Source organism: Pedobacter sp. KH_004, assembly GCF_057840755.1.
Genome location: NZ_CM174519.1, coordinates 1,713,181 through 1,726,369, shown reverse-complemented (window position 1 = coordinate 1,726,369; position 13,189 = coordinate 1,713,181). Strand labels below are relative to the sequence as shown.

8 protein-coding genes are annotated in these 13,189 nt (G+C 37.0%); 2 read left to right on the top strand and 6 right to left on the bottom strand.

Annotated features, from left to right (window positions below):
- Positions 1 to 15: 15 nt before the first annotated feature.
- From AC3ITD_RS07240 to AC3ITD_RS07215, 6 genes are all read right to left on the bottom strand, one after another.
- Positions 16 to 921, bottom strand: coding sequence for a glycerophosphodiester phosphodiesterase family protein (locus AC3ITD_RS07240; protein ID WP_489365336.1), 906 nt, complete (start codon positions 919 to 921; stop codon positions 16 to 18).
- Positions 922 to 962: 41 nt separating this feature from the next.
- A complete protein-coding gene (locus tag AC3ITD_RS07235; protein WP_489365334.1) occupies positions 963 to 2,375 on the bottom strand; it encodes a calcineurin-like phosphoesterase C-terminal domain-containing protein in 1,413 nt (470 codons plus the stop codon).
- A gap of 141 nt (positions 2,376 to 2,516) precedes the next feature.
- Positions 2,517 to 4,082 carry a DUF5689 domain-containing protein gene (locus tag AC3ITD_RS07230; RefSeq protein WP_265800502.1) on the bottom strand — a complete coding sequence of 522 codons (1,566 nt, stop codon included), beginning with the start codon at positions 4,080 to 4,082 and terminating at the stop codon, positions 2,517 to 2,519.
- 24 nt (positions 4,083 to 4,106) lie between these two features.
- Positions 4,107 to 5,678 (bottom strand): SusD/RagB family nutrient-binding outer membrane lipoprotein, encoded by a 1,572-nt coding sequence (locus AC3ITD_RS07225; protein ID WP_489365331.1) that lies wholly within the window; start codon positions 5,676 to 5,678, stop codon positions 4,107 to 4,109.
- A gap of 11 nt (positions 5,679 to 5,689) precedes the next feature.
- The gene (locus tag AC3ITD_RS07220; RefSeq protein WP_489365329.1) at positions 5,690 to 9,013 is read right to left on the bottom strand and encodes a SusC/RagA family TonB-linked outer membrane protein; all 3,324 of its coding nucleotides are present in this window, start codon (positions 9,011 to 9,013) and stop codon (positions 5,690 to 5,692) included.
- A gap of 524 nt (positions 9,014 to 9,537) precedes the next feature.
- Entirely contained in the window at positions 9,538 to 10,746 is a 1,209-nt protein-coding gene (locus AC3ITD_RS07215; protein WP_489365327.1) for a sterol desaturase family protein, read from the bottom strand.
- Positions 10,747 to 10,912: 166 nt separating this feature from the next.
- Here AC3ITD_RS07215 and AC3ITD_RS07210 point away from each other — a divergent pair, with 166 nt between their 5' ends.
- Together AC3ITD_RS07210 and gndA are read left to right on the top strand one after the other, a co-directional pair.
- Positions 10,913 to 11,671 carry an ROK family protein gene (locus AC3ITD_RS07210; RefSeq protein WP_489365325.1) on the top strand — a complete coding sequence of 253 codons (759 nt, stop codon included), beginning with the start codon at positions 10,913 to 10,915 and terminating at the stop codon, positions 11,669 to 11,671.
- Positions 11,672 to 11,772: 101 nt separating this feature from the next.
- Positions 11,773 to 13,188, top strand: coding sequence for an NADP-dependent phosphogluconate dehydrogenase (gene gndA / locus AC3ITD_RS07205; RefSeq protein ID WP_489365323.1), 1,416 nt, complete (start codon positions 11,773 to 11,775; stop codon positions 13,186 to 13,188).
- The last annotated feature ends 1 nt before the right edge of the window (position 13,189 follow it).

Below are 13,189 nucleotides of genomic sequence, written 5' to 3'. Positions count from 1 at the left end.
TTTAAAGGCTTGAAGCTACAACTTTGTCTGCACTAAAACATCTGGATAATCAGAAATAATTCCATCAACTTTAAGGGCTTTCAACTTTTTAATATCTTCTGCTGTATTGGCTGTCCATGGCACAATTTTAACGCCATCAGCATGTGCCTTAGTAACCATTTCTTCGTTAACCATCTGCCAAACCGGACTCAAGATAAACGGTTTATAACCTAAATCAGCTATATTTTCTTCGTAACTTTTTTTATTGGCTACCAGAAATGAAGTCTTCACCTTCGGATATTTTTTATTAATGATTTGAATCGTTCTTTTGTCGAAAGATTGAATGACAACATAAGGCATGATTTTCTTTTTCTCAATAACATCCATTAATAGTTTAACAAAAACCTCAGGCTCTGGATTGGTCACTCCATCGCCTTTTTCACTACATTTTGTTTCGATGTTGTAGAAAAATTGCTTGCTTTTAGTTTTCTTGGTTTTGGCTTGAACAGAATCGATCAAACTATTTAATAATGGAATATATTGCTTTGATTTTTGCTGCTTTGGAAACTGATCAAAATATTTGGTTCCAAGATCGAATTTTCGTAGCTCATCATAATTCATTCCGAAAACAGGATATTTTTTCGCATCTGTAACAGGAATCTCCTTTCCCTCAGGCGTAAGCATAAATGCCGGACTTAAATAATCGTCATGCGTGACCACCACTTTGCCATCTTTAGTAATGTGCGTATCCATCTCCAAAGTGGTTATTCCATCAATTTTCATGGTTTGCAACATGGCTGTAATGGTGTTTTCAGGGTAAAGGCCGCGACCTCCCCGGTGGGCTTCTGCGCTGAATGCTGGAAATTTAGCTTGCTGAGAAAATCCAACTGACGCAAATAATGTTGCGCCGCAAAAAACTGATACTGCTACTTTAAACTTCATATTAATTATTTTGAATGCTATAAGTTATCTGCCTTCTAGATTTAAGCTTTGAATTCAGCTTCGAATTTTTCGCCGAAGCGATCTGTTGCTACCACCTTTACTTCTTTTACAGCTGGTGGAAAATGAGCAAGAAATAAATGTTCGGTAGAATGAGGTTCAGGAAAAGTTCTGCCTGCAGGTAGCGTCGCACCTTTGTATAAAGTTACCGTTTGTGGATCATAACCTTTTTGGTTCTCCATCTCTCCCATCGCTTTTCCATCAAGATAATACTCCACCTTCCATTTCGGATCCCAGTTCCATACATTGGCGATCAATCTTCTTTGATTGGTCAATTCATCTACATAAATATGTACCTGCTCTTTCCGATCTAAACCTGTTGATTTATAATACCACTTTAAATTTTTTCCATCTACTTCGTAAACGCCGTAACCTCTTGGTGTTCCGTCTTCACAAACTGGCCCAGTCCACCATGCACCACAAACTGCACCATGATTGTGTTCGAAAATTCCATCGGTAATAACATTACGCATGTAATGCGTATGGCCAGACATGATGTGAACATTGGTAAATCCATTTAAAACTGCATATAAATCTGTATTGTTTTTCACCGAATTATGCACTGGAATATGCAAATTGATGATAACCAGCGCATCTTTATCTACGAACTTTAAATCTTTCGCCAACCAATCTAGTTGAGCTTGAGAGATATAGCCGTCGTATTTACGTTCTTCTCCTAGATAACGTACATCATCCATTACTACATAGTGTGCTTTACCGCGATTGAAAGAATAATAAGTTGGTCCGTAATGCTCTTGAAATGTCTTATCCGAAGTCTCATCGCCACCCATTCTGTAATCCATATCATGGTTACCTAAACATTGAAAAAATGGAATACCCATTTCTTTCACTGCTTGATTATAATCGACAAATAATTCATGGTTATCCCAAACAATATCGCCAACGGTTATTCCGTGTATCGGAATATTTCCCATCGATTGAATTACCTTTTTAGTATCAGGAACCGATGTTGTCATCATTTTCTCGACATCTTTTTTATTCTTCACCTGCGGATCGGCCCAAATGATAAAATTATGGCGATTATCATCTTGTCTCATCGCCTTCAACTCGAAATTTAAATCTGTTTTGGCATTAAGCTGTTCATAATACTTTGCCAAATGACTATCGGTGGTAAACTCGTAACCTGATGGTGTGCTAATCCAAATAAACCTTGCTAAAGGATTTACTTCGATAGTATACTTGCCATTTTTATCAGTTTGGATTACATTAAAACCATCTGATACCACCACATTTGCAATACCTTTTCCTTTAGCGGTTACCCGGCCGCTAATTTTATTACCAACATCTAGAAGAGAAAAAGCTGAGTATGATTTTAAGCTTACAAATAAAGTTGTGGTAAGTAATCCAGTTTTTTGGATAAACGATCTTCTGTTCATTTAGGATGAATATGTATTGGTGATTGATAATTTAATGGGAGATGTTTAGAATTTGAAGTTGCTTTTTTTTTAAATGTTAGGAGAAAATTCAAAGAAATTTTTTCCTAACATTTTGACTTTCATTTAGATGATATAAATCAGCTACCTAATCTCAGTGGCATTTGCGCCTTCTATTTCAGTTATAGTAGAAGTTTTGCTTAAAATAATTGTGGTTTGTGTACGTGCTTTTACCCATTTATTCAATTTCGTATCATAAGCACCACCCAAAACATAAAAGTAGCCTGCATCTGCAGGTAATGCATAAGTTAAAGACTGAGTATTTGTTCCTGCTCTGTAATACGGTTGCGGCACTAAGGTTTGTGGGTTGATGATATCGTAAATATCAGTGTTTCCAATTCTATAACCGGCACCATAATTTGGCGCTGCGCCAATTTGATACAAACTTCCACCACTATGGACCCATAGCACATCAATAGGTGCGGTGGCTTGGGTAACTTCAATTCCTCTAAACAATGCCATGCCAAACGCGTTTCCACTGTTTGCAAATAGTCCCGTGGTTGCATTGCCTGTTACAGTGCTCGATGAATTGAATCTATCGCTTACCTTATTATAATCTAAAGCTCTTATCCATTTTGAGGATGCAATAGAAGTTGAATTTGCACCATTTATAAGTTTATTAATACCGCCAACATAGAAGAATTCTCCTTTTACAACTGTTCCAGATGTAAGATTAATTTTGTAAGTTCTTTGTTGCCCAGTTGCCCAACCTTGTGCCGGTACGCCAGTAGGAACAGATGCACCAGCATTATTACTTACAACTAACGAGAAAGGTGTAACTGCAAAATTAATATCTTTAGTTGCCCGAAGTTGGACATATTCATTATTACCATCGCCTCCATTAACATCGCTGATAAAACCACTAATGATACACTCGGGCGCATCTACAGTTGAACTTAAAGGGTTTATGTCATTAGGATTGATCAAACGATGTTGTGGAACGATCTTATCATTAACCATTTTATTAATGATAATGCCCCTATAATTGCCAGAATAAGGCGGTTTCACATTCGCAAATGTTGCGCTTGGATCGGTTGCTAGTGTCAAATCTGCGGTACCATCATTAATTGTTTTTTCACCTGACAGCGTTTCAGAACTTGGTAAAGTAGGGTTAAACGTACATTTGTAGATGGTAAGTAACGTACAGTCATACCGATCAGGATAGGTGGTAATTAAGTTTCCAAATCCACGCGTATTGAACAGTGTTTTTCCTGAAGCGATTTTAGTTACATCTGCACCCGATTTTCCGGTAATTTGCATTGAGCCATTTACACGCTTTAAAACACCACCATCAATTTTAACGTGAACCGAATCTCCTGGAACATATTTAGCCGCATCGGCACCAATATTAATGGCTATTCCTCTTAAAGAATCTGCTCCTCCAACAATTCTGGTATTTTGAATAATTAGCAAACCTGCAGGTAAATTTCTAGTGGAATGATCGGAGATTACCTGCCCCTTAATCATACTCGCTCCACGCATATTTTCGAGGTTTAAACTTACATCAGCATTAGTATATATCTTCCGCAAATCGAAGTTCGGAATAAAAGAACTTGGAGTAGAAATTACGTAATCGGAATCTCTTTTGCAACTTATTATAAAGGCCATGCAAACTAATGCATACAGCGCATTTTTTAATATCTTTTTCATAATTTTCAAATGAATTTTTTATGATTATGGCTTTTGCCACCACATTAACGTATTAATATCATCAGGTCCCTGTATGGCTATTGCATTACTGTAGCTTGTTGGGTTTGTAGATTGGGTAACCAACGGATAATTTAACCTGGCTGGCATTTTTTGGTTATTTACTAAACCTGGTCCCTTAGGTAGAATTGGATGGCCAGTTCTTCTAAACTCAAACCATTGTTGCATATCTACCAAAAACAAAGCATAATATTTTTGAATGTGGATCATTTCCAGCTGGCTCGTATTGCCTAAGGTTGTATTTTCTAAAGGCAATGTTGGATCCCATTCCAAATCGGCAGCGGTGATATAATCGATAAATCTACTATCAGTTGGGGTACTGATGTAGTTTGGCAGCCAATAGTTAATGGCATCAACCATTCCTTTATAATAATATTTTTCAGTAGGCCCGCTAATCCACCCTTTTGCAGCAGCTTCTGCTAAAATAAAATCAACTTCCGCCGTGTTCATTATAATTCCTGTAAAACGATCGGTTTGTAATGTCGGTTTATTGGAATCAGCATCTGAATTAAAATGTGATAAAACAGTAACGCCAGAACCAGGTGCGTAACCACTTGGAACGCCTACAAAACCTCCATTTGGAGCTTGATCTATGCAAAAGCGGTTAACATTCCCTGTTCCCAAACTTCCATTCATTCTTGGATCACCCCAACTAACTAATTTACTTAGGAAGAAGTCACAGATAGGGATACCTCTAAAGTCGGCGGCACGTATATTTACCATAAACGGCGATGAATAAACTGCTGTGCTGCTATTGGTTCCATTCCATAGTATTTTGGCGGTATGCGTATTGTCTTGCATAATCGGGTATTCTGCCGGATTAGTATCTACAATCTGTTTAATCTTAGCAATTACACTTGTTGAAACCTCGCTTTTGGCCGATACTCTTAATAATAGTCGTAAATATAGAGAATTGCAGAACCTCCTCCATTTAGAAACATCTCCCTGAAAAACAGGGTCACTAGTAGCAACAATAGGAGTTCCTTCTTTTAAAAGTTGATTTGCTTCCTCCAATTGAGCGAACATCGCAGTATAAATATCTTTTTGTCTATCAAATGCAGGCTGTACATTACCTTCTTTCCCCATATTCGCCTGGCTGAAAGGAATATCGCCATAAGTATCGGTTAGTAATTGATATACCCAGGTTTGTGCTACCAATGATATGCCTTGATATGACTTATTAAGTGATTCTGGTTTGCTCGCAATATTGTAAATATCTTTTAAATCAGTAAGATATAGATACCAATTGTTCCAGGTATAATCTGCAAGCGTTCTGCGTACATCATACCTAAAAACCCTACCCTCAGAATCATTAATCTCAACAGTAACTTGCATTAACTGGTTGTTGAAATTCCAGTTTCTGACCATATTAGTATTTAATACTCCTACCAGCGCCGGCGCAAGTAATTGGTTTGCGCTTGTTGTACTTTTGCCAATAGGATCGGTATTTACCTCCGTAAAATCTTTTGTACAAGATGATACCGCCAAACCGATAATGGCCAAAAATGTATATGTTATTTTAAGTTTATAATTTTTCATGATAAATAAAGTTAAAGTCCAACTACTAAACGGGCGCCAAAAGTACGGGTTGAAGGCAACTGCCCAGTTTCAAATCCCTGAACAATATCTGATCCGGCTAAAGTTCCAAACTCTGGATCGAATGCAGGCCAAGGCGACCAAATAAATAAGTTACGGCCATAAACACCTAAGCTTAGTTTGGTGAAACCAAGACCTTTAAGCACTTTTTGACCAAAATTATAAGTTAAATTGGCCTCTCTGAATTTTAAATAATCGGTTCTAAAAACGCTCCCCTCCGCTTGACCGCTACCATATAGAGATTCGTAATAAGCATTCATATCAGTAGCCACTACATCATTTTTTCTATAAGTACCATCTGGATTCGAAAGAACGCCGTCGCCAACAACACCGTTGTATCTTCCTGGTAAAGTGATAGTATGCTTACCCAATGATGCCATTCTAGAAAATGTTAACGAATGTCCAACTGCACCCAACTGTGCATCGAACAGAGCGCCAAGACTTAAATTCTTGTAGGAGATGTTTGATCCGAAACCAAATCTAAATTGTGGTAACGTATTACCCAAATACAATAAATTTGGATTTTCAAGCGCAACACCAGTTTGGGGGTTAAATACGATTTGACCGTCTGGAGATCTTAAATAACCTCTTCCGTACATATCTCCCATGCTTCCGCCAACGTTGGCAACCACCTGGCCACCACCTAGGGCACCAGTGCGTAATACAACTGAACTATCCGCTAACTCTCTAATTTTATTTCTATTGGCCGAAAAATTTGCATTTACTTCCCATTTAAAAACTCTTGATTTCAATGGTGTTCCATTAATAGCCAACTCTATGCCTTTATTATCTACCCTACCTATATTTATAACCTGCAAGTTGTAACCTGTAGATTTGTCGATAATTCTACTGAGTATTTGGTTTTTAGTATTCCCGCTGTATGCAGCAAAATCAAAATTTAATCTATTATTAAATAGTTTTAGTTCCATACCCACTTCAACCGTTGTAGTGATAAGCGGTTTTAAATCAGGATTTGGCAACACACGAGGATTGTTCATCGCACTATCCGGATAAATTCCGTCGCTTGCATACAAGTAATTGTAGGCGGTTCTGTAGGGAACAGTGCTTCCACTACCTACTTGTGCAATTGAAGCTCTTAACTTGGCAAAGCTTACCATCTTAGGTAGCTTCCAATAATCCGAAGCAATAAAAGCCAAACTTGCTGATGGATAGAAAAAACCAACATTATCAGTTCTGGTGATAGTAGCTAAAGTACTGTTCCAATCTTGACGGGCTGTGATATCTAAGAAAAGATAATTCTTATAACTTAAAGAGCCTAGCGCATAAAAACTGTTCAGTCTAAATTGAGCTGTATCTGGAACGTATACCAGTGGATTCTGATTATTTGTTAAATCATAAAGATTTGGAATAATTAACCCATCGGCTCTTTTCTCTAATTTATTATATTGGTTTCTCATTTGACTACCACCTACACTAGCGGTCACTTGAAAATCTTTGGAGATCTTCTTATTATATCTTAATAAAAAGTCAGCACTTATTTCATACGAACGGATGTCGGCTACACGGAAGGAACCCTGTGCAAATTTATTACCGGCAGCATCCCAAGGACGGCGGGTTTCCCGAACATCGTTATTTAAATCGCCAGATGCTCTTAACATCAGACTAAGTTCATCAGTAAATTTATATGTAGCTTGAATATTTCCTAACCAACCATTGCGTCTCTGCCCATTTAAATATTGTTCTGAAATTGCATAAGGCCCTTCAGGAAAAGTTGTGGTTAAGTTCGTAAACTGTCTAAAAACTTGCCCTGGTGCCCAGTAGTCTTTATACCAATCTATATTTACATTAGGTTGCGCAAACATAAACCAATACATTAACGATTGATTACCATATCCTGTTGCAGGCAAATTATCGCTATTTCGATTACTGTATTGTATTTTAGTATTAATATTTAATTTCTTAGTGATGTTGGTTGTTGCATTTAAGGCTACTGTTGTTCTATCTAAGCCCGTATTGGGTACAATCCACTCATTATTTCCATGACTTGCTGATAAACGTAAACCAACTTTTTTAAAAGTACCATCTATACTGAATGAGTTGGATGACTCAAACCCTGTTTTAAAAAATGCATCGACAGGATCAGGCGCAGCCACCCAAGGAGTTCTGGTTAACCCTTGATTTCTGGTCGCAGGGTCATACTGAAAAAACATCATACCTGGAGCAAACTCTGGCCCGTATGTAGAACTTGTGGCACTTGTGTTTGCACCATCAGCACTCGCAGCGTAAGAAAAGTATGAATTTCCGGCAACGCCTGCCCCGTATTGTGTTTGCCTATCAGGACTGCGGTTTATTTCTTCCCATGCACTATTTGATGTAAATGAAATATTAACTTTTTTTCGGTTTAAGCCAGCAGATTTGGTTGTAATAATAATTGCCCCATTTGCACCACGTTGACCATATAATGCTGATGCCGCAGGTCCTTTTAAAATAGTAACGTTCTCAATATCATCGGGATTCAAATCGTTTAAACCACTGCCAAAATCGGCCGGCATTATGTCTCCTGATGTACCGTAAACGCCACCGCCTGTTCCGCCAGTACGCCTGGCCGAACTACTTGCAACCACACCATCGATTACAATTAATGCTTCGTTATCACCTGTTAAATTATTCTCACCACGCAAAATTATTTTGTTTGAACCTGCAGGGCCGCTGTTTCTAACTAAATTTAAACCAGCAACCTTACCAGATAAGGCATCCGTCCAGTTACTTGATACCGCATTGGTGAATGCTGTACTATCTAATTTAGAAACCGCATAACCTAGTGATTTTTCTTCTCGTTTTATGCCTAGAGCAGTTACTACCACTTCATTTAACTGGCTGTTTGATGATTTCAGCCTGATGGTTAGTCCAGTCAGATTACTAGAAATACTTCTGCTTACAACCGTGTATCCAACCATGTTGAATGAAATGGTTCCAGCACCTTGAAGCGTAACCGAAAAATCTCCGCTATCGTTTGTTACTCCCAATACCTTTCTAGCGCCATCGCTTATGGTTGTGCCCACTAAAGGCTGTCCATCTCCATCATCAAGCACTTTTCCATTAACTACAAAGCGTTGTGCCGGCTGCTGCGCAAACAGGCTCAGAGTAGATGAAAGAAATAGCCCAATAAGTAAAATTTTGAAATAAAATGAAAAGGGATGACTTACTACTGCTAGAAAAGACTTCTGTTCATCACACTGAAGACGCTTAGGGATTTCATCAACAGTTTTTGATCCATGCCAAAACATGGACCTAGTTTTAGTAAAAAGTTTGTTCATATTATATCCGGTTATTAGCTTTTTTAATTAGTAATCTTCGTTTGTTACGCTTTCGGAATAGTCGCAAAATACGCCCTTCGAGATTAAGGATATGTTAAGCAACAATTAAGAAAACAAAATAAACGCTCATAAAATTACGAATTGTTCGTTTTGCCATTATTAATGGTTTCGATAAATAAAATTAACAAAACAAATCGAAACTAAAAACAATTTACGAATTTCAGAAAATAATCATCTTTTTCAATCGCTGCAATTCTATATTAAAGAAAATGAAGCGCTAGAATAATTCGATATACGATCAAAGGAAGGTATGATAAAAGAGCTTCAAGCTATATATACATACATTTACAGCATAATTTGCGAACAGGAAGCCACTAAAGAAGAACCGGTAATTATTTGGTTACATTGAAAATATTTCAATATAACTAAAATGTTATTAAAGCATTTTTAATAAAATAAAAGATGTATGTAACATTCTCATGTCAGAGTAAATGAAAGAGAAAGAAATATCAAACACTACGCTCTTACCTATCAAAAACGTATTTAATGTAAATTTTACTTAAAGAAATTGTTCTCTCTAAAATAACAAGTATGAATATTGGCAAAATAACGAAGCTGAAAATATTTAAGCTATAAAACAAGTAAGCCAGAATTAAAATCAAACGAAAGCATTCAAGATAATAGATCCATCTTCGTTGCTCCAGGAGCGCACCAATATTGATTAAAGTAATCAGAATAAAAGACGAGATGGCGATTTTCCCCCACGAATCAATAATATTAAAAAACAATGTTAGCCCCGTAAGCATGGCTACAATCAAAATTAATTGAATATTCAGGTAAGGCCTAAAATTTACCCTAGAATTTTTCTTAATCTTATTTTGTTCAAATCTCTTTTCTAAAATTAGCCTGATATTTTGGTCCATCAATGCAGGACTACCAAAGAGTGCATCCCATTTCGCCCTAAAACCATTTGCTTGCTTGTAGGCCTCTCCTATTTCGAGGTAGTAATGGAAATGTTGCCACAAAAAACTATAACTTTTTAATGGGTGCGTGAGTCCGTATTTTGGGGCCTCCTGCTCCTGCTGAAAAGTACCGAAAAGTTTATCCCAAAAAACGAAAACATCACCATAATTTTTATCCAAATACTTTTCATCACTTGCATGGTGCACTCCATGAAGCGATGGGGTAATGAAAATCTTTTCTAACCAACCCAGTTTCCCTACCATTTGCGTATGGGTAAAAAATGAGTAGGCCCCATGCACCAACAATATGCTAATGATCATAGTAGGATGAAAACCTATGAAGGGCAATATGCACCAGAATACATTTCTAAAAACTGCCTGGAAAGTGGTGATTCTCGCCGCTGCAGAGAGGTTGAATTCTTCGCTTTGGTGATGAACGATGTGTGCAGCCCATAAAAAATTAATTTCATGCCCCAGTCGATGATACCAATACCAAACTAAATCTGTCGCCAACAGTAGCAAAACCCAAACGTACCATTTTGTAGAAATATCAAACAAAGCATAATTACTATATACCCAATCATAAACCTGGTAAAAACTAGCTGCAATAAACAGATTTAATAGGCGCTCGGCTATACCTACACTAAAGTTAGCTACGGTACTTTCATATTTAAAAATTTTCTCCCTTTTTTGCCTTTGAGCGATTTTATATTCAATAAATACAAAAATAAAAAACGCAGGAATTGCAAATGCAAGATAATTTAAGCCCATATTATGAAAGTTCTGTATCAATTTAAAACGTGACAAACATAATAATATTCTACTAAATATATAGATTTAGTAGTTTACTATTTTAAATTAAATACCTTTCTATTCGTTTTATGTTTTTTGATTCTATTAATTTGCATCAATCAGTTTCAGTATAAATAATTGCAACATGGCAACAAAAACAAATAACGATCAATCCAATATTTTATCTATCGATATAGGCGGTACAAGTATTAAAACAGTATTGCTAGACGAGGATGGGAATATGTTATCAGAATATTTAAAAAGTAAAACTCCCGAAGGTGCAACACCAAAAGATATTGTATCCGGTATTGAAGCGTTAATTAAGCCTATCCCTAATACTTTCAATAGGGTTTCAATTGGTTTTCCAGGCTATGTAAAAAATGGGATTGTAAAAACTGCACCTAATCTGGCAAAAAACAAATGGGCTGATGTCGATTTAGCTCAACGTGTAGCAGATGCTCTCAATAAACCAGTAAGATTGGTAAATGATGCCGATCAACAAGGTTTGGGCGTAGTTGAGGGAAAAGGATTCGAAATTGTGTTCACTGTTGGAACCGGCTTTGGAACCGCCCTTCTGTTTGATGGCGAGCTGTTACCCCATTTGGAACTTGCACACTTTCCGTTAAACAAAGAAGAAGATTACGACGATTATATCGGAAATAAAGCTTTTGAAAAGATAGGTGGCGAACGTTGGAACAAACGCCTTAAAAAAGTAATCGAAACTTATAAAACGGTATTCAATTATGATTTGCTTTATATCGGCGGAGGCAACTCGAAACAGATAGACTTTAAGCTAGATGAAAACATGAAACTGGTAACCAATAGAGATGGAATTAAAGGCGGTGCTAAACTTTGGAAATTGGCCGATAAATACAATATATTTACAGTTAATCCCAAAGTGTAAAATATACACTAATTGGTTTTTTTATTACAATCAAATAACAACACAATTAATAATATTAATTTCTAAACCCTAATTTTGGGTAACAAGCAAAAGAGCAAGAAATGTCAAATAACGATTCTAAAAATTACAAATTAGGGATGATAGGTTTGGGCACAATGGGCCGAAACTTATTATTAAACATGGCAGATAAAGGTTTTTCCGTTACGGGTTATGATAAAGATCAGAAGATGATCTCAAAACTTGAAGATGAAGGAAAAGAGCACAATCTTAAGGGATTTAACGATATCAAAGCCTTTATCAGTAGTTTACAAACGCCAAGAACCTTGATTTTGTTAGTGCCGGCCGGCCCAATTGTGGATAGCGTTATTAATGAACTTAAACCTTTGTTGAGTAAAGGCGACATCATTATTGATAGTGGAAATTCGCACTTTACAGATACCAACCGCCGCGTTGACGAATTGGAAAAAGATGGTTTACATTTCTTTGGAATGGGGATTTCTGGTGGCGAAGAAGGTGCAAGGTTTGGACCAAGTATGATGCCTGGAGGAGATAAACAAGCATACAACGTGGTTAAAGATGTTTTCGATGCAGTTGCTGCTAAAGTAGGTAGCGATCCATGTGTTACTTACATTGGTCCAGGTGCTTCCGGTCACTTCGTAAAAATGGTGCATAACGGCATTGAGTACGCTATCATGGAACTTATAGCAGAAGTTTACGGTGTACTTAAAAACGGGATGGGTTATTCTAACAATGAAATTTACAATGTATTTAAGAAATGGAATGAAGGCAGACTACAATCTTTCCTTTTAGAAATTACTGCAGAAATATTCTTGTTTAAAGATACAGAAACACAAAATGATCTCTTAGATCAAATTAAAGATGAAGCCCGCTCAAAAGGAACAGGTAAATGGACTTCAGAAGTTTCAATGGAACTTCAGTTGCCGGTGCCTACCATTAATGAAGCAGTTTCAAATCGCGATTTATCAAAATTTAAAGCACTAAGAGTTTCACTTGAGGATGCTTTTGGTAAAAAAGAAAACAAAATTGATATCACTGTTGATGATTTAGAAAATGCTTTTTATTTTTCTATGATTAGCGCTTACGCACAAGGGATGCACCTGCTAGTACAAGCCTCCAAAGAATATCAATACGATCTTCAACTGCAGGAAATTGCGAAAATTTGGAGGGGTGGTTGTATTATCCGGGCTAAATTTTTAGAAGATATTTACCAGGCTTACGAAAAAGATAATTCGTTGGAACACTTGTTCGGTGATAGCGGTATCCAGGAGATTATTAAATCTACACTTGCCGGTACTCGTAAAAGCATTTCAGCCTGCATCAATGCCGGTATCGGAATTCCAGCTTTTGCCTCTACCCTAACCTATTTCGATACCATTACCACTGCTCGAATGCCTTCAAACTTAATACAGGCACAAAGAGATTTCTTCGGAGCTCACACCTTCGAACGTATAGATAAAGATGGCGTATTCCATGCTGATTGGAACAAATTATCGTAAT

What these genes read in the sequence shown, in the direction of transcription:
- AC3ITD_RS07240 (WP_489365336.1), bottom strand. Translation starts at nt 921, where the DNA reads ATGAAGTTTAAAGTAGCAGTATCAGTTTTTTGCGGCGCAACATTATTT.
- AC3ITD_RS07235 (WP_489365334.1), bottom strand. Translation starts at nt 2,375, where the DNA reads ATGAACAGAAGATCGTTTATCCAAAAAACTGGATTACTTACCACAACT.
- AC3ITD_RS07230 (WP_265800502.1), bottom strand. Translation starts at nt 4,082, where the DNA reads ATGAAAAAGATATTAAAAAATGCGCTGTATGCATTAGTTTGCATGGCC.
- AC3ITD_RS07225 (WP_489365331.1), bottom strand. Translation starts at nt 5,678, where the DNA reads ATGAAAAATTATAAACTTAAAATAACATATACATTTTTGGCCATTATC.
- AC3ITD_RS07220 (WP_489365329.1), bottom strand. Translation starts at nt 9,013, where the DNA reads ATGAACAAACTTTTTACTAAAACTAGGTCCATGTTTTGGCATGGATCA.
- AC3ITD_RS07215 (WP_489365327.1), bottom strand. Translation starts at nt 10,746, where the DNA reads ATGGGCTTAAATTATCTTGCATTTGCAATTCCTGCGTTTTTTATTTTT.
- AC3ITD_RS07210 (WP_489365325.1), top strand. Translation starts at nt 10,913, where the DNA reads ATGGCAACAAAAACAAATAACGATCAATCCAATATTTTATCTATCGAT.
- gndA (WP_489365323.1), top strand. Translation starts at nt 11,773, where the DNA reads ATGTCAAATAACGATTCTAAAAATTACAAATTAGGGATGATAGGTTTG.